Source organism: Caldicoprobacter guelmensis, from assembly GCF_016908415.1.
GTDB classification, from domain to species: Bacteria; Bacillota; Clostridia; order Caldicoprobacterales; family Caldicoprobacteraceae; genus Caldicoprobacter; species Caldicoprobacter guelmensis.
In genome coordinates this window covers 93486-115955 of sequence record NZ_JAFBDW010000004.1, presented here as the reverse complement: position 1 = coordinate 115955, position 22470 = coordinate 93486, and the positions used below count along the sequence as shown (strand labels likewise).

The following is a 22470-nucleotide window of genomic DNA, read 5'->3' as shown; positions in this document are numbered from 1 at the left end:
ACAAATTGTGAATTTTACAAGCTATTGCACGCTCTTAATCATTGTAAAAACTTCTATACCCAGGTACACAATCACAATGATTATTGCAGCTATAGCCGGCAGCATATCCTTTAGGGAGAGAGCTTTCGTCTCATCCACCATCAAAGTACGTATGCTTTCTTTACCATATGTAACGCGGTTAAATGAGGCTAGACAAGCAATAAAAAGCCCCAAACAGAAAAAGGCTATTATGCCCCACACGGTCAGGGCAGCAGCTAACAGCTCAGGCGGCATTTGTTCCACGTTTTCGGGCACCGCCATTCCATCCCTCAAGTAACGTTGCGCAACTTCCTGAAGAAACAGAAATGATATGGACAAAAAATTTTGTACGAAATGGTAAAACATTCCAGCAAAAAGGGAATTGGTGCGTATGACCACATAGCTGATCATAACCCCTAAAAATATGATAGCAGGCAAATTCACCAGATTTAGGTGAAGCACTCCAAATAGCACACCGCTTACGACCATAGCCGTCCATATTCCAAATCGTTCGTACCCCCTCAAGATCACCCCTCTGAATAAAAATTCCTCAACCAAAGCAGGCGTTAGCGCCATAGCTATTATTGCCATTATATATTGCCTACTCGTCCTAATTGGCGGCAAAACTGGCTCCACAGGGTTACCAATGCGGCTAAGTATCGAATACCACACCATATTAATAAATCCTACAATCGCGTACCCGAATACCGCCATGCCTAAAACCAGCAACAGTTCCACGCCCCTTACCCTATTTATCCTTGCCACTCGCTTTATATCCATCCTTGAACCCATAAGATAGAGCAAAGGCGGAACACCTATTACTATTATTTCCATGCCAAGAGTAACTACAAGCCATTTTTCGGTATTCATATTTGCTGGCCCCAAAATGCTAAACACTATACTTGAAATTGAAACCATCAACACCAATACTATAAGATACAGCGAGTTGCTTGCTAGTACGGTGGGCCACCGCTGCTGCCCATCATCCGCCCAATTAGCACGGTATAGATCCATAAGATTCTACCTCCTGTTAAATATACCCTTCTTGTGCCAAAATATAGGTTACAAAACTCAACTACAGCATACCCAATTAAAGCAGCGCTTCAGCATGCCTTGCAGCATGGCACTGTATATTGACCGCTACCGGTAGGCCCGCAATATGTGTGGGATAGGTTTCGATGTGTACAGCCAATGCTGTCACGGTACCCCCCAAGCCTTGAGGCCCGATACCCGTATTGTTTATGGCCTGCAGCATTTCCTCTTCCAGCTGTGCTACCAACGGCTCAGGGTTGTGCTGGCCAGCTGGACGAAGCAGTGCTTTCTTTGCCATGTATGCTGCTTTCTCCATGGTACCACCTATACCCACGCCCACAATGATGGGAGGGCACGGATTACCTCCCGCCTCAATAACGGTTTGTAGAATAAACTGTTTTATTCCGTCCAAGCCATCGGAGGGCTTCAGCATTTTAAGCTGGCTCATGTTTTCGCTGCCAAACCCTTTGGGTACAACGACGATTTTTAACCCATCTCCAGAAACTATTTCAGCGTGTATCACTGCAGGCGTATTGTCACCGGTATTTATCCTGGTAATGGGATGGAGCACGGAATTTCTGAGATATCCCTCTTTATATCCACGGCGTACCCCTTCATTTACCGCCTCGCAAAGGCTACCTCCAACTATATGAACATCCTGCCCAATTTCTAGAAATACTACAGCCATACCGGTGTCTTGGCATATAGGCAGCCCAAGCTCATGGGCTATGCAAAGGTTTTGAAGAAGCTGGTCCAGGATGTTTTTACCGTAAGGTGAGAGTTCCTGCCGTTTGGCCTTTTCCAACAGTATCCTAACGTCATCCCCTATATTATAGCAAGCTTCTATACACAGGCGTGCTACAGTTTCAATTATCGTGCTTACATGTATTTCCTTCATAGGGTTGCGGCATAAAAAAACAAAATGCTTAAAAGAAAACCGCCATCCTCCTTCCTTTCAAAGCAGTAAGTTGACTTGCCTATATTTTAACAGTTTTATACGGAAATTACAAACAGTAAATTTTTAATAAAATCCATGGCAACATGTCCCCATTATGTATTATAATAGGCATGAGTTAATTTTGCTCATAATGCCTTGGAAGGGTTACAAAGGGCCTTCTAAAAGCCATTACGGAAGCAGTAAAAGGTGGGTGTAAACTATTCTACAAAGTGTATAGCATAACCAAAACAAAAGAAGGAGCGACGGATGACATGGGATTTAGGGTATGTTCGCTTGCCAGCGGTAGCGATGGCAATGCTACGTACATAGGAACTGGCCGCACAAACATCCTGGTAGATGCGGGCTTGGCACTTAAGAACATCCTTGCCGCACTTAAAAGTATTGATGTGGAGCCCTCTGACTTGCATGCTATTCTTATATCCCATGAACATGTAGATCATATAAGGAGCGCAGGGATGCTGTCTAGAAAGTTTGACATACCTATATATGCTAACCAGGAGACTTGGAAAACCATACAGCAAAAGATAGGGGATATTGCTCCCAAGAATATTCGAATATTCTACACCGGCATGGATTTTTACATAAATGACATAAACATTCAGTCCTATGCTATACCCCATGATGCGGCTGAGCCTGTAGGCTTTTGCTTTTATAATGGCAATAAAAAGATTAGTATTGTCACCGATTTAGGGCATACTAACACTAGTATAATCAAAATGGTGGAGGGTTCGGATTTGATTTTGCTAGAGGCAAATCACGATATACATATGTTACGCATGGGGCCTTATCCCTGGCCACTTAAGAAACGCATTATGGGAAAATATGGGCATTTGTCCAACGAGCAGGCTGGTAAGGCGTTGGTGGAAATGCTTAAAGATAGAACCATGTATGTGCTTTTAGCGCATTTGAGTGAAGAAAACAATTTACCTGCACTAGCTTATGAGACTGTAACCAGCATACTTGTTTCAAATGGTATTAAAGTAGGAAAAGACGTAGTGATAGATTTGACATATCGTAATGGTATAAGCAATTTTTACCATATAGAATAATTATTTAATTATTTAATTAGGATACTAGGGGTATGGGGGTGATAATCCAAAAGAGAAGGTAAGGGGGTAATTTTTGTGAAAGAAGTAAAAAAGGTAATAAAAGCCGTGGCTTTAATAGGTGTATTTTTCGGAATTTTTTCTTTAATAAATGCTTGTGGTTGGAGTTGGCCTGTAGTACCTGAAGAAAAATACGACTATGAAAAACGACGGGAAAAGTTTTCCGAGAATGAATATATACAGCAAGAAACCACACCGGTACCTATTCAGCAAAGAAATGCTGGCTTTCAGACACCTATATCCCAAGTGGTGAAAAAGGTGATACCGTCGGTGGTGGGGATTTCAACCTTACATACGACCAAATCCACGGTATGGGATGATACCCAGGTAATAGAGGGGGTGGGATCCGGCGTCATTGTCCATCCCACAGGTTATATCTTGACCAATGACCATGTGGCAGGAGGCAATCCTAGCCACATAACGGTCATACTTAAAAATGGTGACGAACTAGAAGGACGTACCCTCTGGTCTGATCCTACTCTGGATCTGGCTATTGTAAAAGTGGACGCTGAAAATTTACCAGCCGCTACCCTAGGAGATAGCGATCAGCTGGAAGTAGGGGAAACCGCCATTGCAATTGGTACTCCGCTGGGGCTACAGTTTCAGCACACTGTGACGGCTGGAATCATCAGTGCCCTCAATCGCACCGTCCAAGTTCCCACCGAGCGAGGTCAAAATTTCATGGAAGACCTGATCCAGACTGATGCTTCCATAAATCCCGGAAACAGCGGCGGTCCACTTGTGAATATGAGGGGCGAAGTAGTGGGTATCAACACCATTAAGGTAACCAGCGCTGAAGGGATAGGCTTTGCCATTCCAATAAATGTGGCCAAGCCGGTTATCGAACATTTCATAAAAGAGGGTTCGTTTGTCACCCCCTATATCGGTGTGGTGGGTTTTGACAAAGAGATGGCCCGTTATTTCAAACAAGACCAGAACATACAACAAGGGGTATACGTAGTGGACATTGATGAACGCGGGCCGGCTTACAGGGCCGGTGTGAGGGTTGAAGATATAATAACCAAGGTAGGAGACAAAAAAGTCACCAAGATGCTGGACTTAAGAAGTGCTGTATATTCCTATAAAGTTGGGGATAGGGTTAGCATCGAAATCATAAGAAGGGGTAAAAGGCACACCGTTACCATGGTATTACAGCCAAAGCCTGAACTATAGGTTTCATTGAATAGGAAGGAGGTTGCTTTCATGGAAATAAAAAAAATCTTTCATGCACCGGTAATTCAGGAAGAGCTGGATACCCTCAAAATAGGTGATATGGTATATTTGCAAGGCAGCATATTCACTGCCCGAGACGCCGCACATAAAAGAATGTATCAGCTGATTAAAGAAGGCAAACCCTTGCCCATTGAACTAAAAGACCAAGTGATATATTATGCCGGACCGTGCCCTGCAAGACCCGGCCTTATGATAGGTTCGTGTGGCCCCACCACCAGCAGCAGAATGGATGCATATACCCCTCTCCTGCTTGAACATGGGCTCAAAGCAATGATAGGAAAAGGGCCCAGGTCGGCACAAGTGATCGAGGCAATGGTAAAATACGGCGCCGTGTACCTGGCGGCAGTAGGTGGAGCTGGTGCCCTGATAGCCTCGTGCATCAAGAAGGTAGAAATAGTGGCTTTTGAAGATCTAGGACCTGAAGCTATTTATCGTATGGAGGTAGAAAACATGCCTTTACTGGTAGCCATAGATGCCCAAGGCAACAACTTATATGAAATGGGCCCACTCCAATTTGCTCGTATTTAAGCTATTCTTATTTTTTACTTTCTTAAGACATTGTCAGCTCAGTTACCAAGCTTCTCAACAATATGGTCATCTCTAAACCACTTATCTCTTCACTAACTGCTCACCAACTTCAACCTAAATGCTTTATCTTCCTCGCTGACCCTCTCAATATCTGCTCCCAGGCTACGCAGCTTCTCTTCAAAACGTTCATATCCCCTGTCAATATGCTTGACATTTGTAACTTCAGTCACTCCATCGGCTATGAGCCCTGCAATAACCAGAGCTGCACCCGCACGTAAGTCTGTAGCCTCCACCTTCGCGCCAGTAAGCTTTTCAACCCCTTCAATTATTGCATTTCTATCCTCCACCTTTATGAGTGCTCCCATACGCCGCAACTCTTCCACATGGCGATACCTAGACTCCCATACGTTCTCTGTAATAATGCTTGTCCCTTCCGCCACGCTCAACAACACAGACATTGGCTGTTGTAGGTCTGTAGGAAATCCCGGATACGGAAGAGTTTTAATATTAACCCTTCGGGGACGTCCTGTACCGACTACCCTCACATAATCGTCCCCTTGTTCTACGTACATACCCATTTCAAGCAACTTAGCTGAAACAGCCTCTAGATGCTTAGGTATAACCCCTGTTATTTTCACATCACCTTGTGTAGCGGCGGCGGCAATCATAAAAGTACCAGCCTCTATCTGATCGGGTATTATGGTATATTCACACCCGTGCAACCTTTTTACCCCTTTTATCTTTATAATATCAGTACCTGCTCCCTTGATATTAGCGCCCATTGAGTTCAGAAAATTTGCCACATCCACTACATGGGGCTCTTTGGCAGCATTCACTATAGTAGTAGTACCCTCTGCTTTGACGGCAGCTAACATTATATTGATAGTAGCACCTACACTCACCACATCCAAATATATTTCGTTCCCTATGAGCTTTTCAGCATACGCTTTTATAAGCCCATGGCCTATAGACACGTCAGCACCCAAGGCCTGAAATCCCTTAATATGCTGATCCACAGGACGTGCTCCTATCTCACAACCACCAGGAAAAGCCACCTCAGCCTTACCAAATCGCCCCAATAGCGCTCCCAAAAGATAATAAGAGGCCCTCATGCGCCTAACCAGGTCGTAATCTGCACGGCAACTGCTAACTCCAGCCGCATTTATGGTTATACGCCCCTTGGGTTCCAGCGTCACCTGAGCTCCCATGTGTTTTAAAATATCAGACAGCATTATTACATCATCAATATACGGAAGATTATCTATAACACAGGTCTCATCGGTCAGCAAAGCAGCGGGTATTACAGCCACCGCAGCATTTTTTGCACCGCTGACCTTTACACTGCCTATCAATCTTTTTCCTCCACGTATCACCAACTTCTCCAATTAAGCGTTCCTTCTCCCTCTAGGAGAGGAACTTCACCTCCTACTCTATACCCACTAAACCTGCAGTCGCTTCATATAAAAAGAAGTTACACTTGTTATTTTACCACAATATTTATTTTTCATCTATAGAGATGGATGTCTTTCTGTTTCCTAACACACTGCCTACAAAACAACATGTTCTCCACAAGCTTGGTTTTGGGTAGACCATACCTCAGATAACGCCTATTCGTCTCCCTTTAAGATAAGAGACTTTTTGGCAATTTAGTTAAAAACAGCTTTGTCCAATTTTTACACAAAAAAGTATATCCACCAATCAATTACTACACCCACTACAACTGCGACAGCTAGAGCCAGAACATCCACCCGAACCAGAAGAACTGCCACTAATACCAAAATAACATTTACCCTCGTAAATTCGCTTTAAATCATTGCTTCCACATCTGGGACATCTCACTTTATCTACATTGCCACCAAATACCAATTCTTCAAATTTCTCCCCACATTCATTGCACTTAAAATCCAGTAAAGCCATATACATCTACCCCTTATTTTCAATAGACTTACCACTTGCAGAGTTCAACACTATAAGTATAGCGCTTTTTAGAGAAAAAATCAAATAGAATGAACTGGATTTTTACTACCAATTTAGCGATCTCAAGCGTTTTTGAAAAAAGTATTTCCATGATTTACCTGTTACTTTCTCACATGCCTTTATTAGGTCACATGCATTGGCATTTTTAAACTTATTTTCTCGATAATAATTCTGTAGAATGCCGTAAAATTTTTGAGAACCTACAGCCTGGCGAAGGTCATTAAATAGACTTGCCCCTTTACCATATACCACTAAATCATATGTAACCCAGTCTTTAAATTTATAGACCGGCTGATCAATTCTAGATGTAAATCCCTGAGCATAGTACTTTTGCAGTTGGGAACACTTGCCATCAACTATCACCCTATTATAGACCTCTTTACCCACATTTTCACCGTATCTGTTCTCATAATAAAGTATAGTCGAATATTCGGTCAAAGCCTCGTCCAGCCAAGGTTCATCTATTTGATCGTTGCCCACCACTGCATACCACCATTGATGAGCCGTCTCATGCACCGTGACATATTCCAGCCACTGCAGATCCTGGCTGTACAGACTACGATCTATCATAACAAGGCAAGGATACTCCATCCCTCCTACAAAGAAGTCAGCCTGAACCACTGAGAGATGTTCATAAGGATACTTCCCAAATCGACGATTAAAGATTTGCACTGCCGTTAAGGCATAATCAAGAGCTTTTACGCCTTCCTCCTTATAAGACGGCAAAAAATATGAATAAACCGTAAGACCATCCACCGTACGGGATATAACTTCAAAATCTTGACTGGCAATCCAAGCAAAATCTCTAACAGCCAATGCTTTAAACTGCCATACTTTATAGGCCCTTTCTGCTTTTACATCGAGGATTTCTCCTGTTGCAGCTAAGGTATAATCGTAAGGCACTTTAACATTCACCTGGTAATTTGCCACGTCACTATAAAATGGGTCCCCCACTGGATAGTAAGGATCGGTATTCCATCCGGTATGGTCATATACGCACACAATGGGATACCAATTTGTAACGTTAAAGGTATGCTTTCCATATCCAAATCTCCCAATGCAGTTAGGAATTTTCACGGTATACTTCATGTTGATTTCAATCATTTGCCCAGGCCTTAAGGGTGTCCCCAACACAATGCTGAGTATATTGCTGCTATAACCGCCAACATTGAATTCAACCGGATTCCCATTTATCATGACCTCTTCTATATCAAGCCAGCCAGGAGAAAAACCATTGGGATATGCCCTCTGCTTCTCTTCAGCCAAAAAAGGAACACGATTTTCATCCCTGAAGGCGTTGGGATAAAGATGGAAATAAAGCCTGTCAAACTCAACATCATGGTTGTTTCTATACTCCACAGTTTGTGTACAAATAAGCTTTGCCGTGTTAGGGTCAAATACTACATCTATATAATACCAACTCAAGTTCTCACTAGCTTTTGCAAGCTCTCCAGGGGGGTGTAGCTGCGTAACACTATCACAGCATAATACCCCTACCAGTATGGCAAAAACCAATATCGCCAATATAAATCCCCTTAAGACCTTTACATCCATACATTACCCTCTCGTCCATATTTTGTACATATACTACTCCTCATAGGGCAGTTCAATAGTAAACTTGGTTCCCTCACCCACTTTGCTCTGTACCCTAATATTCCCACCATGGTTTTTAACTATATTTTTACATATGGCAAGTCCCAGCCCACTACCACCTTTTTTGGTAGTATAAAAAAGCTTGAATATATCCGAAAGATGTTGTTCAGGTATTCCCACACCGGTATCTTCAAATTCGATCAAAGCCATACCCGACTCTTTATTTTTCAAAAGCCTTATCGTAAGTACACCACCTTTTTCCATAGCCTGTATTGCATTCTCTATTAAATTGATAATCACCTGCTGCATAGCATCTTTATCCACCTTTGCAAAGATATGCTTTTCTGGCATCACAAGCCTTATATCCACTTTCCCAATGCGAGCTTTAGCAAACATCAGATCCGCTACATGACAGATCAAATCATTTAACGAATATCGCATGAACTTCATCTGTGAAGGTCTGGTAAGGTTCTTAAAATCATTAAGGATTTTATTTATCCGTGTAACCTCTGTCAATATCTTATCCGCCTTAAGGGTATCCAGTACTTTTTCAAGCTGCAACAATTGCACATACGCACTTATAGTAGATAGGGAATTGCGAATCTCATGAGACAAAATAGAAGCAGTATTGACGATATCGCTGTTGAATTCAGATAACCTGTAATTACAAGCCTCCAGCTCAGCATATTTGTTCTTTAAAGCCAGTTGTTCTTCTATTCCCCTGGCTGCTAGAATAGCCAATCCTAACATCTCATATCCGGCATTCTCTTTCTCTATATAAATACCTAAAGCTCCTAAAATCCCACCATCCCTATCATGAATGGGGGCGGCAACACCCGCCCAACCTTTAAACACTGTTAAGAAATGCTGATCGCCAAACACAGCAATTGGTTTATCTATAACAATGCATGTTCCCAAACAATTGGTTCCTATATTGGCTTCTTTTACTATGTGCCCCTTTTCAATCCCTAAGTCTATTAGCTGAGGCGCTTTACCCATCCTACATAATATTAGGCACTCTCTATTACACAAAAGCACCATACTATTGGGATAAGGGATAATGCTCTTTATCATTCTAATATAAGGAAGTGCAGAATCGATAAGTATTTGGTCCTTTCTCAGTATAGCATTCCATTCATTCTCAGATACTGTATCCACCCTGGGTAAAGCCTGGCGTGTCAAACCGCTGTCTTTACATCGTTTCCACGACATGCATATCTCTTTATCAAAATCCCAAATATTCTGCTTCGATTCTTCCTCCATCCCAAAACCCATATCTCCTATCATCCTCAATCCTCCAGTTTGTACCCAAAATAAGAGAGGTAATCGATTGAAAAAAGTTTTACCTTTTTTTAATTGATAAATATAAAATTCTATATTAATCTTAAAATTCCTCCATAAACTAATCACCCAATACTTAAAGCCGCTCCATTACATATATAATCATTTAATTCCATACATATTCAGGTGTACATACTATTTGACAACAAAAAAGTTCAAATTTATAATGTAAAAGATCACTAAAAATTCATTACAAAAATTAAAGGGAGAAATAATATGTCCAAAACAATAGGAAGGGATTTGACAGAAGGCAGCATAGTAAAACACCTCATCGCCTTTTCATCACCCTTGCTGCTTGGTAACGTCTTTCAGGCATTATACAACGCAGTGGACAGCATATGGGTAGGAAAATTCTTAGGCCCGGGAGCCCTGGGAGCTGTGTCTGTAAGCTTTCCCATTACATTTGTATTGATATCCATGGTAATGGGTATTACCATGGCCACTTCTGTGCTGGTATCGCAGTACGCGGGTGCCAGAGATACAGAAATGGTTTCCAGGACCATAAATAACTCGTTTTTTATTTTAGGAATAGCCGCTATTGTATTTACAGGTATAGGGCTCATTTTCAGCCGAAAGGTACTGATGTTATTGAATACTCCCCAAGATATTTTAGGTTACGCCGTAGAATATTTGAATATATATTTGCTGGGTCTTGGATTTACGTTTGGATACAACGTGGTAAGCTCGGTATTAAACGGCCTGGGGGATTCCAAAACCCCGGTCAAATTCCTCATAATCGCTACAATTACCAACATAATTTTAGACCCCTTGTTCATATTTGGATTTGGCTTTATCCCCAAGATGGGTATTGCTGGAGCTGCTTTAGCAACAATACTATCACAAGGGTTATCATTTTTCCTGGTATTTAGGTATCTCATAAAGCACGATCACCTCATAAAACCCGATTTTAAGAATTTCAAATTTGACCGTGAGCTGGTATGGAAGCTTATTAAAATAGGGTTACCTGCCGGTATCCAGCAAATAGTAGTATCAATGGGATTGACCATGATGACAGGCATAATAAACCTGTTTGGCTCCAACTCGGTAGCGGCCTTTGGGGCCACTTCCCGGTTGGACCAGTTTGCTCATATGCCCGCTATGTCACTGGGGCTGGCCACGTCAGCCTTAACAGGTCAAAATTTAGGAGCGGACAAACACGAGAGGGTCAAAGAAGTGTTCAAGTGGGGCAATATACTAGCAGGTAGCATCACAGCTGTAATCGTAGCGTTGGTAATGGCATTTCCCAGAGCCATTCTACAAATCTTTACTAGCGATGTTCATGTGCTGGACATAGGTAGCAGGTACTTAAGAATTGTGGGTATTTCTTATATCCCTTTTTCTTTGATGTTTGTCACCAACGGAATATTAAGGGGAGCTGGTGATACGTTGCCCACTATGATTTTCTCTATTGTCTCTCTGTGGCTTATAAGAATTCCTCTGGCTCGTTACTTATCATCGCTTAAAAGCCTAGGAGTAGATGGCATATGGATAGCCATTGCTGTGAGTTCTATAATCTCCATGACCATGAGCATTACGTACTATTTGTCTGGTAGGTGGAAAAACAAAAAACTGGTCACCAAAAAAGCTCAATGACCTGCTTTTACTTTAACCAACTATCTCAATTTTTTTGAGCCACCACAGATTGGCAAAAACAGCATTTTAATCATCTGGTTCCCAAACATGGCATTTCTTTGACAACATCTTATCATGCGGTGTTTGGTATTTTCCCTTATTTTGGCTTTATCGCCCACCAAATAGATCTTTTACGACTTATCACTCTATACAAAATTTTCACGCATTCTTTGGACAAGATTGATATTTGAATTTCAAATTTTGTGGTATATAATATATGAAACCAAGAATATAATTTTTAAGTGAACATTCTCGAAAAGTAGCTGAGAAACATAGGCACAACGAATGATTTTGTAGGGCAACTTTGCAGAATAGTTAGGGGGTAAAGTCCCAAGGCCGAACCTACAAACAAGCTAGAATAAAGCTCTCTGACTTTTCGAGAGGGTACTTAAGTGAAAAAGGAGGTGGGCTAGACATGACGATAGAACGGCAGGTAAAGCTGGAAAAGCTCACCCAAGTGTGTGATTTCGTCAACCTGGCTTCCAAATACAGCTGTGATGTGAAGGTAAGGAGCAGCAACAATGAAGTAGACGGCAAGAGCATATTGGGCATACTGACCCTCTCCTTGTGGAAGCCGGTGACGGTATGGGCCTCGGGTGAGGATGCCGAGGAATTTGCAGCCCAATTGGATTCGTTTCAACCCCAGTGAAAAGGTATCCCTTAGATATCAACCTGCTAGAGGGATACCTTTTCATTTTTGAATGATTTCAGGTTTCAAACCCCAAAAAGTGCTTTATATTCCCAGCAACAAAAACCTTTAAATCAGCTCAAGGAAGCGAACCACTTGAGCTACTATTAAACACAATACAATACCCGTAATGGTTGGCACAGTAAACGCAACAAACGTCCATTTCCAGCTTCCAGTCTCCTTACGTATGGTAAACAACGTTGTCCCACAAGGAAAATGGTTGAGAGAAAACAACATGGTACACAGGGCAGTCAACCATGTCCAGCCATGGTGAACTAATATATTATGCAGCGCCTCAAGGCTGTCCAGCTCCACCAGCGTGTCGGTAGCCATATAGCTCATCAGTATTACTGGTATGACTATTTCGTTAGCTGGTAAGCCCAATATAAAAGCCATTAAGATATAACCATCCAATCCCAGCATTTTGGCAAAGGGGTCCAGGAATCCCGCAAAGCCATTTAACAAACTATTTCCTGCTACACTTACATTACTCATAATCCATATGATAAATCCTGCAGGAGTTGCTACTGTGACAGCGCGGGCCAGCACAAAGAGAGTACGGTCCAAAAGGGAGTGTAATAGAATACTACATACCCGAGGCTTCCTGTATGGAGGTAGCTCAAGCACGAAGGAAGACGGCAGCCCTTTTAATAGAGTGTGAGATAGTATTTTAGAAACCAACAGAGTGATACACACCGCCAACACTATCATAGTCACTACCATCAAAGTTGCTACCACTAAATTAAATTTTCCTGCTCCTCCTGCCATAAATATCGTCGCTAAAGCAATCAAAGTGGGAAATCGCCCGTTACATGGTACGTAATTGTTTGTTATTATCGCTAGAAGCCTTTCCCTGGGCGAATCAATTATACGACAAGCAATTACCCCGGCAGCATTACAACCAAATCCCATACACATGGTTAACGCCTGCTTGCCGTGAGCACATGCTTTCTTGAAAAAATTGTCCAGATTGAAAGCCACCCGAGGAAGATAGCCTAAGTCTTCTAACAAGGTAAACAAGGGGAAAAATATGGCCATAGGCGGCAACATCACCGACACCACCCAGGACACCGTACGGTATACCCCGTCAAGCAACAGGCTGTGCAACCATGATGGTGCGTTACAAGACATAAAAAGGTCAACCAACACTTTTTCGAGATAGTAAAACGCTTGGGATAGCATCTGTGAAGGATAGTTGGCCCCTTCAATAGTAATCCAGAATACCACACACAAAAGCCCAAACATAGCCGGTATACCCCACACTTTTGAGGTAAGCAGGTTATCTATTTTGTATTCAATGGTGTTGGCTGAGCTTTTTTGACAATACAAAACCTGACGGCTGACATCTTCTGCCTTGCGTATTAATGTACATGCCAATTTATCTCTCAATAGTTCAACATCCCACCCCTTATCTTTAAAAAACCTCTGGATTTTTTCCACTCCTTCCTTTAGCTCATCAACCCCCAAAATATCTATCCCATAATAACGTTTGAAAGCCTCTGTAACCCCTATATCTTCTTCAACAAGTCGTAACGCAAACCATCGGCTGTTGATATTACAGCCTAAGCCATTTATAACGTGGCTTATTAGCGGTTCAATAAAATTTATACCCCCCTCGATATCATCATCATACTTTATCGTTACGGGGTTTGTACTGAGCCTACCACAAGCCATTTGCCATATCTTTTCTTTTAAAAGGTCTAATCCATGCCCTGTAAGGGCGCTTATTCCCACCACCGGTACACCCAAAATAGCAGAAAGCTTTGTTAAATCAATCCAAATGCCTTTTCTGCTGGCCTCATCCATTAAGTTTACACACACCAACACCTTAGGTGTCATCTCAATAATCTGTAATACCAGGTTTAAATTTCGCTCTAAACACGTTGCATCTACCACCACAACAGTTACATGAGGATTACCAAAACATATAAAATCCCTAGCTATTTCTTCTTCTGGTGAGCTGGTCATAAGTGAATAAGTCCCTGGCAAATCCACCAAAACAATGTTTTTCCCGTTATACTTATAACATCCGTAAGCAGTACTTACCGTTTTGCCAGGCCAATTACCGGTATGTTGCCTTAAACCCGTCAAACGATTAAATATACTGCTTTTGCCTGTATTGGGGTTTCCTGCTAAAGCCACTATTATATTGTCAGACTTCCCAGGCTTTGCCTTAATTATATTGTGTATTGCAGTAAGGCCGGTCGACTGTCCAGTCAGCCCCACACAAGCCACCCCCCAATTATGAGTTGGTTGTTTTAACCAAAATTTTTGAAGCATCTTCATGACGAAGTGCAATCATAGCTCCCCTAACTTCATACAAAGTGGGATCCCCTAACAGGCTCCGGCGTACTACTTTAATTTCAGTCTCCGGTATCACTCCTAAATCCATAAGCCTTCTACGCAAAATGCCACTGACATTTATGTATTTTACCTTTGCTGTACACCCAACAGGAAGGAGGTTTAAAGGCAAAAGGATCATCATTAACACTCCCACCGTCTTGAGATTCAAAAGAATATCTACTTGAGCAATATATGCCTTAATTATGTTATATGTGCTTAATCTTTTTACTCAATTATCAACAAATACAAATTTTCTACAGCAAAACACATTCTTGATTGAAATATTAGGCTAAATATTGATAATGATTAAATTTATGTTTATAATAAAATTGTAACAATTGCAAAATTCTGTTATCATACAAACCTTAAATGTGTTTCTGTTTCAAAAAATAAAAAATTGAACTTCCCAAAAAGCCTTAGTTCTAAGAAGTAGAAGGAGGAAGTCACAGATGAAAAACACAATAAAACAACTTAAAGAATACTTAATAAACCACAATATAAAGCCTTCAACTATACGATTGAAAGTGCTGGAGTATTTGCTCAATAATCGAATTCATCCTACCGCCGACGACATCTATAAAAACTTGCTGCCTCAAATACCCACTCTTTCAAAAACGAGCATTTACAATACTATGGAGTTATTTGCCAATAATGGGGTAGTAAAAATTTTGAGCTTTGACGGAAAGGAAGCCCATTATGATGTAAATACCGAGCTGCATGGCCATTTTAAGTGCCGCAGGTGTGGTATAATATACGATTTTAATGTTCCATTTGATATTCCAATACCCAATGAATTAAAAGAATTTGACGTCAAGGAGGTTGATATAAATTTTTACGGCATATGCCATAAATGCAATAAACAAAGAGGGCAAGAAATGTAAATGAGATTTTATGTTCCCTCTAGGCTTTGCACATATCAAACAAATACGATGTGACATTATCAAAAAATGACCTAACGACTACCCATCAAAAGAAAAACAACCGGCAAAGAAAGAATGGAGGAAGGCTGCTTTAAGCTGCCTCCCTCAAACTTTATTACCTACTCCTTTTTAAGGATAAAAACGCCTCTCGCTATTCCAAAAGCTCAAGATGTTTCTTTATATTGTCAGCTACGTATCGATAGTGTTCATCCTCATGTTTGATCAGTATATCATAAATTTCTTCTCTCTTCTCATCCAGCAGTACACCGTATGATATATGCAGCAGCTGCCTTACTTTAGGATTTTGCAGAACCTGTGGGTTATCCAAATCCAGCCCTTTTTCGAAGTCCTGCTTGTAAATCGAAATCTTGTACGCCTTCTTGCTCTCCTCCAGATTATCCAGGGCAATGCTGTAAAGCTCCCTAAAAAGCTGTCTATCTTTGTCGTATATCACGTTCAAAGCCTGCAGCCAACTGGTACCTGAAGTCTTTATATGGAAGTTGTGCCGGGTTGCTTCGTTGAAAATCCTATATATGCTGAACTTGTCACTGCCCGAATGCAGACTCAACCTGTAGCCGCCCAGCATTCTCGCAACAGTACAGTGCTTGTTGAGCTCTACCACAAACTTATCCATATCACCTCTATAATCCACCGCCTTCTCAAACTCACCAGGGAATTTAGGGGCCAAGCTCCAAAAATCTATACCTTTTCTATGCAAGTATTCAGCTACGAATATATGATCCTCTATGGTAGTGTCTCTATCCCCTTCATCTATAGAAACCTCCAGGTCAAAATCTTTTACTCTCTCTTTAATCAAACCGTAAACTCGTTCTACGAAACACATGGCTTTCTCATATATCACGGCAGACCTCAACAGCTCTTCGCTCTTTATCGTATATTCCCCACCCTGAAAGATGATCTTTTTGCCACCAAAATCCTTTATTATGTCCAAACTCAGCTGTGAAAGACGGTCTGCATTAACTGCAAGTCCTTCTCCCTTTACTAACATCTCACTTACATCTAAAGTGTACATCGTATACCCCGCTTCAGTCGCTTGAAACAAATATTTCTCATCTTTTATGTGGTCAGCATCTGCACCAAACCCCCCATTGTAACCAGCCTCTAGCACACCCAACACAGCTTTGAGCAATACATCTTTAAAGTCCCTATGGGTTTTTTCAAGCTCCCGTGGTGATTGTTGAGCCAAAACAGGAAAAAAGTCAAAACCTTTGAAAGCATCAAGGTGAGCTGATGTAGCCAAACCAAGCCTGTCACCTGTACCAAATGACGCAGCATTTTTACATGGTGTTGGCCCAATGCCAAAATTATCCCTTAAAATAAGGTAGTTTTCAAAAACGAGCGGAAAAAGGTTAAAACAGAAATCAGTACCTTCTATATTAATATCTTCATCGAAAAATGGAGTTTTAAAACCGCTGACCCTTTCTTTGCTTAAAATCCCTACTTTCTTGCCATCATTGCCTCTAACTACAAAAACATAAATGCCCTCCGAAAGCTTCCTTACAGAATTGGGATACAACATAAATGAATGGCGCAACAGCGCACTGGAAAGTTGATTTAACATCTGCTCATCCAGCATATACACCTTCCCCTTTTATTGAAATTTTTCGCGTAAGCCGTTAACTTCCCTCAAACCTGCATATGTACAACTTATCAGAAAATTATTTTATCATATGTTTTGGGATAATGCATCTAATTTTTGCTACTTATGCTGTACCCACTGCCTTCACTTTTTATCTCACCAATTATTTTTAAAAAATTTATAGCCGGTATACAAAACCGGCTATATACTAACCATACGTCAATCATCTAAGGCTTCAAACATATCTTTGCCTACACCGCACTCAGGACATACCCAGTCATCTGGCAAATTCTCAAAAGTTGTACCTGGTGCAATCCCTCCATCTGGATCCCCTACTGTCGGGTCATAAACGTAGCCGCACACCGTACATTGATATTTTTTCATAAATTGTTCCTCCTTTTTATCGTCGTTTTCAACAACACTCCTTGTCTAACCTTTAAAGAAAGATTTTTATAACAAATATTTAACCTTTATTTTAATTACTAAAACAATTTTCTAAATCGCCATATTAAATACAATACCTTCAGCGTTTTGCCCAAAAAGAGTTAGTTGTGGAATTTAGCGATGCTTTTGCGCAAATGGCAGCGAAATGGCAACGAAAAAGCCCTCCTCGAATTTCGCAACACTTCTTGGAGGGCTTAAATTCTTGGAGCTGGCGGTGGGACTTGAACCCGCAACCTGCTGATTACAAGTCAGCTGCTCTGCCGATTGAGCTACGCCAGCTTATATATGGCGACCCGGAAGGGACTTGAACCCTCGACCTCTAGCGTGACAGGCTAGCGTTCTAACCATCTGAACTACCGGGCCGCATTTTTATGGTGACCCCGAGGGGATTCGAACCCCTGTTACAGGCGTGAAAGGCCTGTGTCTTAACCACTTGACCACGGGGCCATCAATGGTGACCCATCGGCGATTCGAACGCCGGACACCTGGATTAAAAGTCCAGTGCTCTACCACCTGAGCTAATGGGTCACACATCAACCAATGCAGATTATATAATACACAAGACTCAATAAATTGTCAACTGTAGAAATAACAATTTTATAAGAACAGCTCAAAAAATCGCCAAAATATATGCTCACATACCACTTTTTAAGCAATAATCCTCATCAAAGTTTTGAAGCTATATCTCTTGCCACCACAATCCCAGTCACAGAGGCCTGCATAAGCCCGCGAGTGATACCTGCACCATCTCCAATAGCGTACAAATTTTTAATGGGAGTCTCAAACTTGCTATTTACCTCTATCTTGCTGCTGTAAAACTTAACCTCCACACCGTACAGCAGCACATCACGAGAATAAAGCCCCGGTGCCAGCTTGTCAAAGGCTCTCAGCGCCTCCACTATTGATGTAAGATAACGCTGAGGTAATACATAGCTCAAATCACCCGGTACAGCGCTCTTTAAAGTAGGAATAGTAACCGACTTTTTGAGCCTACTATAATCGGTCCTCCTACCCATGAGCAGGTCTCCTAAACGCTGAACCATTATGCCACCGCCGGTTAGCATGTTTGCTAAATAAGCAATATACTTACCGTATTCTATGGGCTGATTAAATGGTTCGGTAAAACGGGTAGATACCAGCACGGCAAAATTGGTGTTATCAGTTTTAAGGGCCGGGTCTGCATAGCTATGCCCGTTTACAACGGCTATCTTTCCGTCATAGTGCTCCTCAGACACCACGCCCCCTGGATTCATACAAAAAGTTCTTACCTTGTTCTCAAAGGTATCAGAGTAATACACCAGCTTGGCCTCATACAAATCCTTGGTGAGATGGTCCATAACAGCATTGGGCACTTCAACCCGTACACCGATGTCCACCTCGTTGTTGTAGATGGAAATACCGTGCTTTTTGGCCTGCTGAGCCAGCCACTCAGCCCCAGCTCGTCCCGGAGCTACTACCACAAAGTCGCAGTCTATAACCTCTTTTTGCCCCTGCTTTAGTACTACAACCCCTGTAGCTCTACCCTCATTTACAATTATATCAACAGCCTCGGTCATTGGGCTAAACCTAACGTTGGCCTGACTGACAAGATACTCATACATCGCTTTAAGGACATCAATGGCCTTTTCTGTTCCTAAATGCCTTACACCACATGGAATGAGACGTATACGATGCTTCAAAGCCTGATACTTTATCTCTTCTATTCTGGCAGAATTGACACCGTGAAGTATGGCGGTAGCCCCAAAGCTCAAATATATATCATCGGCATATTTTATCAGCCGATTGGCTTCATCCTCATCCATATAATCCAGGATGCGGCCACCCACTTCAGCGCTTTGAGTCAGCTTGCCATCACTGAATGCACCTGCTCCACCCCAGCCGCTTACTATAGCACAGGGATGACAATTGGCGCATTTTCCTGTTATACGCGCAGGGCACGCTCTCTTATTCAGATGAGGGCCTTTATCCACTATAAGCACCTTTAATTCTTTCTTTTGCTTGACGAGCTCAAGAGCCGTAAAAATACCCGCTGGTCCAGCTCCTACTATCACCACGTCATATTTCTCCATAGCCTATGCCTCATCTCTTAGTTGTCTAAACCGCATAATAAAATCATAGGGTTTAGACAGCTGGGCTATTTGTAGTCCGCCCTTTAAGAGAGTGCCCACTCCCAGCAGGCGGTATTCAAGCACTCCCCAAAGCTTGGTATAATGCACTATCAATTTACAATCTCTAAGAAATCCGACACACAAAAGGGGAGATAACATTAGACGCCCAATAAATGATACCAGAAAAACCCGTCAAAATCAATTGTCTATATCCATCAAAGAAGCCCCTCCTTACAGCTTGTGTGAAGAAGGGGCTTTTTCTCATCTATCCAAAGTGCACACTATTTGTCCTTTAGGTAATCATTAAGCGCCTTTACAAGTTCTTCTACGTTTATCCCGTGAGCTACCGATGCCTCTTCAAGGGTTTCACCGCTCGATATAGGACACCCCAGACAGTGCATGCCAAACCGTAGGAAGATGGGCACTGTACCGCGATCGATTTGCAACACCTGAGCAATTGTCATATCCTTACTCACCTGCGCCATGGCACTACCTCCTTTTTTCTTTCTTTTCTTACATCATACACCTACTTATCCCAACAATCAACTCCTTTATTTAGGTTTTAACCTATTTCATCCAAATTATACGGCGTTTCTTGATATACATAATAGTTTAGCCAGTTGGAAAACAGCAAGTTTGCATGACTACGCCAATTCACAATTGGCATAGCATTGGGGTCATCTCCAGGAAAATAATTCTTGGGCAAACTTATGTTAAGCCCTTTAGCCTTATCCCTCTCGTACTCCTCCTTGAGGGTAAGAGGGTCATACTCCGAATGACCAGTTACAAATACCTGCCTGCCATTTTTAGAAGCCACTATATAAATTCCAGCTTCTTCTGATTCGGACAAAATTTCCAACTCGGGAACTTTAAGTATATCCTCCTTCCTCACCTCTGTATGCCTAGAATGAGGCACATAGAATATATCATCAAACCCCCTTAACAGCCTTTCGTTTTTCTTACATACCCTGTGCGGAAATACGCCGAACATCTTTTGTGGCAGCTTGTATTTGGGTATTCCATAATGGTAATAAAGTCCAGCCTGTGCCGCCCAACATATATGGAAGGTAGAGAAGACATGGGTCTTACTCCACTCCATGATCTCTTTAAGCTCTTCCCAGTAATCCACCTCTTCAAACTCCAGATGCTCTACCGGCGCACCAGTTATGATCATGCCATCAAACTTTTGGTCACATATCTCATCAAAAGTGTTATAGAACTTGATCAAGTGCTCCCTGGAAGTATTCTTAGAGACATGGCTCTTAGGATGAAGCAGCACTATATCCACCTGGAGGGGTGAATTACCCAAGAGGCGTAATATCTGGGTTTCGGTTACTATTTTATTAGGCATGAGGTTCAATATTACAATTTGTAAAGGCCTGATGTCCTGATGCAAGGCTCTGTCTTCAAACATTACGAATATATTTTCATTTGTCAATGTCTCAGCAGCTGGTAAATCGTTAGGTATCTTTATTGGCATATCTCATCTCCCTTCCTAAACTTCCTTGAATAGATCTGTTGACAGGTATCTCTCTCCCGTATCGGGCAATATGACTACTATGGTTTTACCCTCGTTTTCCTCTCTTTTAGCAACCTGAGTTGCTGCAAAGGCTGCCGCACCCGAGGATATCCCAACCAACAAACCTTCAGTCTTTGCAAGGGTTCGAGAAGTACTATAAGCCTCTTCAGTCTTCACCGTTATTATCTCATCTATAATGCTGGTATTGAGCACCTCAGGTACAAAACCAGCCCCTATGCCCTGAATCTTATGTGGGCCAGGTTTGCCTCCCGACAAAACTGGCGAATCAAAAGGCTCGACAGCTATAACCTTGACATCAGGTTTGCGCTGTTTTAAAATCTCGCCGACGCCCGTCAGCGTACCACCTGTTCCTACCCCTGCTACAAATATGTCCACTTCTCCATCGGTGTCTCGCCATATCTCCTCAGCGGTTGTCCTCCTGTGGATTTCCGGGTTTGCAGGATTCTTGAATTGCTGCGGCATAAACGATCCAGGTATGCTGGCTGCCAGCTCCTCAGCCTTCCTTATTGCACCTCTCATGCCTTCTGCACCAGGGGTTAACACGAGTTCTGCACCCAGCGCTTTAAGAAGGCTCCTGCGCTCAAGGCTCATGGTATCCGGCATGGTGAGTATCAACCTATAACCCTTGGCTGCAGCTACCAACGCCAGCGCAATGCCGGTATTGCCGCTAGTAGGCTCAATAATGGTGGAATTCTTGCCTATCAAGCCCCTTTTCTCAGCATCCTCAATCATGGCAAGGCCTATTCTGTCTTTAACGCTGCCACCGGGATTGAAGTATTCCAGCTTTGCAATCAAACGCGCCTTTAAGCCGTTAACTTTATTGTAATTGGTCAACTCCAACAACGGAGTGTTCCCTATGAGGTCAGTCAATCTCTTTGCAATCCTAGACATAAAATACCATCCCTTCCTTAAAAATTTAAATACTCTATACACTTTATGTTTTAAAACACATCTTGCATTAAATATAATACATATACCCATTCATCACGTCCTTTTCATACGCGTCAGCCAACTCTTTCAAGGTAATGCCATCTACTACCTGGTTTACCTCATCCCTTATCCTGGCCCATACATATCTTGTTATGCATTGACCTTCTCTAGGACATCTCTCCTTTTTGCCGCGTTGCCTCACACATTTGACAGGAGCCAAATCTCCTTCTAAAGCCCTCAAGATATCGCCCAAAGTAATTTGATGGGGAGGTCTAGCAAGCGCGTATCCTCCATTAGGCCCCCGTATACTTTTTACTAGCCCAGCTCTCTTAAGCACAGACAGCACCTGTTCAAGGTACTTTCCCGGAATGTTCTGCCTTTCGGCAATGCTCTTTACCGGAACGTTGGTTCCCGACCAATTTAAAGCCAGGTCCAGCATGGCTTTAACCCCATATCGTCCCTTAGTCGAAATAGTCATA

Annotated in this window: 21 protein-coding genes and 4 tRNA genes; 6 read left to right on the top strand and 19 right to left on the bottom strand. The window is 42.2% G+C overall.

Features of this window, described 5'->3' with window-relative positions; all coding sequences use genetic code 11:
• Window positions 1-21: 21 nt before the first annotated feature.
• Both JOD02_RS06730 and JOD02_RS06725 read right to left on the bottom strand, forming a co-directional pair.
• Window positions 22-1032: a CPBP family intramembrane glutamic endopeptidase gene (locus JOD02_RS06730; RefSeq protein WP_204488141.1), complete on the bottom strand. Its 1011-nt coding sequence runs from the start codon at window positions 1030-1032 to the stop codon at window positions 22-24.
• A 76-nt stretch (window positions 1033-1108) separates the two neighbouring features.
• Window positions 1109-1948: a fumarate hydratase gene (locus tag JOD02_RS06725; RefSeq protein WP_204488139.1), complete on the bottom strand. Its 840-nt coding sequence runs from the start codon at window positions 1946-1948 to the stop codon at window positions 1109-1111.
• Window positions 1949-2259: 311 nt separating this feature from the next.
• Between JOD02_RS06725 and JOD02_RS06720 the strand changes: the two genes are divergently transcribed.
• From JOD02_RS06720 to JOD02_RS06710, 3 genes are all read left to right on the top strand, one after another.
• A complete protein-coding gene (locus JOD02_RS06720; protein ID WP_204488137.1) occupies window positions 2260-3057 on the top strand; it encodes an MBL fold metallo-hydrolase in 798 nt (265 codons plus the stop codon).
• A gap of 75 nt (window positions 3058-3132) precedes the next feature.
• Entirely contained in the window at window positions 3133-4287 is a 1155-nt protein-coding gene (locus tag JOD02_RS11800) for a trypsin-like peptidase domain-containing protein (RefSeq protein WP_204488135.1), read from the top strand.
• Between the two features lie 30 nt (window positions 4288-4317).
• Complete coding sequence (locus JOD02_RS06710; protein ID WP_204488133.1) at window positions 4318-4875, top strand: Fe-S-containing hydro-lyase; 558 nt, start codon at window positions 4318-4320, stop codon at window positions 4873-4875.
• A 92-nt stretch (window positions 4876-4967) separates the two neighbouring features.
• Here JOD02_RS06710 and JOD02_RS06705 read toward each other — a convergent pair whose 3' ends face one another.
• The 4 genes from JOD02_RS06705 to JOD02_RS06690 form a co-directional block, all read right to left on the bottom strand.
• Window positions 4968-6260 (bottom strand): UDP-N-acetylglucosamine 1-carboxyvinyltransferase, encoded by a 1293-nt coding sequence (locus tag JOD02_RS06705; protein ID WP_204488131.1) that lies wholly within the window; start codon window positions 6258-6260, stop codon window positions 4968-4970.
• A gap of 313 nt (window positions 6261-6573) precedes the next feature.
• Window positions 6574-6792, bottom strand: coding sequence for an FmdB family zinc ribbon protein (locus JOD02_RS06700; protein WP_204488129.1), 219 nt, complete (start codon window positions 6790-6792; stop codon window positions 6574-6576).
• A gap of 105 nt (window positions 6793-6897) precedes the next feature.
• Window positions 6898-8406 (bottom strand): M1 family metallopeptidase, encoded by a 1509-nt coding sequence (locus JOD02_RS06695; protein WP_204488127.1) that lies wholly within the window; start codon window positions 8404-8406, stop codon window positions 6898-6900.
• Between the two features lie 33 nt (window positions 8407-8439).
• Window positions 8440-9732 (bottom strand): ATP-binding protein, encoded by a 1293-nt coding sequence (locus tag JOD02_RS06690; RefSeq protein ID WP_204488125.1) that lies wholly within the window; start codon window positions 9730-9732, stop codon window positions 8440-8442.
• 270 nt (window positions 9733-10002) lie between these two features.
• Here JOD02_RS06690 and JOD02_RS06685 point away from each other — a divergent pair, with 270 nt between their 5' ends.
• A complete protein-coding gene (locus JOD02_RS06685) occupies window positions 10003-11379 on the top strand; it encodes an MATE family efflux transporter (protein ID WP_204488123.1) in 1377 nt (458 codons plus the stop codon).
• Between the two features lie 454 nt (window positions 11380-11833).
• The gene (locus JOD02_RS06680; RefSeq protein ID WP_204488121.1) at window positions 11834-12067 is read left to right on the top strand and encodes an HPr family phosphocarrier protein; all 234 of its coding nucleotides are present in this window, start codon (window positions 11834-11836) and stop codon (window positions 12065-12067) included.
• A gap of 108 nt (window positions 12068-12175) precedes the next feature.
• Here JOD02_RS06680 and feoB read toward each other — a convergent pair whose 3' ends face one another.
• Entirely contained in the window at window positions 12176-14332 is a 2157-nt protein-coding gene (gene feoB / locus JOD02_RS06675) for a ferrous iron transport protein B (RefSeq protein ID WP_204488119.1), read from the bottom strand.
• 16 nt (window positions 14333-14348) lie between these two features.
• Window positions 14349-14588, bottom strand: coding sequence for a FeoA family protein (locus JOD02_RS06670; RefSeq protein ID WP_204488118.1), 240 nt, complete (start codon window positions 14586-14588; stop codon window positions 14349-14351).
• A 310-nt stretch (window positions 14589-14898) separates the two neighbouring features.
• Between JOD02_RS06670 and JOD02_RS06665 the strand changes: the two genes are divergently transcribed.
• A complete protein-coding gene (locus tag JOD02_RS06665; RefSeq protein ID WP_204488116.1) occupies window positions 14899-15330 on the top strand; it encodes a Fur family transcriptional regulator in 432 nt (143 codons plus the stop codon).
• Between the two features lie 190 nt (window positions 15331-15520).
• Here JOD02_RS06665 and JOD02_RS06660 read toward each other — a convergent pair whose 3' ends face one another.
• From JOD02_RS06660 to JOD02_RS06610, 11 genes are all read right to left on the bottom strand, one after another.
• Window positions 15521-16966: a tagaturonate epimerase family protein gene (locus tag JOD02_RS06660; protein WP_204488114.1), complete on the bottom strand. Its 1446-nt coding sequence runs from the start codon at window positions 16964-16966 to the stop codon at window positions 15521-15523.
• A 222-nt stretch (window positions 16967-17188) separates the two neighbouring features.
• The gene (rd, locus tag JOD02_RS06655) at window positions 17189-17353 is read right to left on the bottom strand and encodes a rubredoxin (RefSeq protein ID WP_204488112.1); all 165 of its coding nucleotides are present in this window, start codon (window positions 17351-17353) and stop codon (window positions 17189-17191) included.
• 263 nt (window positions 17354-17616) lie between these two features.
• Window positions 17617-17692: transfer RNA gene (locus JOD02_RS06650), tRNA-Thr, on the bottom strand.
• Window positions 17693-17699: 7 nt separating this feature from the next.
• Window positions 17700-17776: transfer RNA gene (locus JOD02_RS06645), tRNA-Asp, on the bottom strand.
• A 9-nt stretch (window positions 17777-17785) separates the two neighbouring features.
• Window positions 17786-17860: transfer RNA gene (locus JOD02_RS06640), tRNA-Glu, on the bottom strand.
• Between the two features lie 5 nt (window positions 17861-17865).
• A tRNA-Lys gene (locus JOD02_RS06635) sits at window positions 17866-17941 on the bottom strand.
• Window positions 17942-18078: 137 nt separating this feature from the next.
• Window positions 18079-19482: an NAD(P)/FAD-dependent oxidoreductase gene (locus tag JOD02_RS06630; protein WP_204488110.1), complete on the bottom strand. Its 1404-nt coding sequence runs from the start codon at window positions 19480-19482 to the stop codon at window positions 18079-18081.
• A 320-nt stretch (window positions 19483-19802) separates the two neighbouring features.
• On the bottom strand, window positions 19803-20006 hold the full coding sequence (locus JOD02_RS06625) for a DUF1858 domain-containing protein (protein WP_204488108.1): 204 nt from the start codon (window positions 20004-20006) through the stop codon (window positions 19803-19805).
• Between the two features lie 77 nt (window positions 20007-20083).
• Window positions 20084-21001, bottom strand: coding sequence for a homoserine O-acetyltransferase MetA (gene metA / locus JOD02_RS06620; RefSeq protein WP_204488107.1), 918 nt, complete (start codon window positions 20999-21001; stop codon window positions 20084-20086).
• A 15-nt stretch (window positions 21002-21016) separates the two neighbouring features.
• Window positions 21017-21952 (bottom strand): cysteine synthase A, encoded by a 936-nt coding sequence (cysK, locus tag JOD02_RS06615; RefSeq protein ID WP_204488106.1) that lies wholly within the window; start codon window positions 21950-21952, stop codon window positions 21017-21019.
• 67 nt (window positions 21953-22019) lie between these two features.
• Window positions 22020-22469, bottom strand: coding sequence for an RrF2 family transcriptional regulator (locus JOD02_RS06610; protein ID WP_204488105.1), 450 nt, complete (start codon window positions 22467-22469; stop codon window positions 22020-22022).
• Window position 22470: the final 1 nt, after the last annotated feature.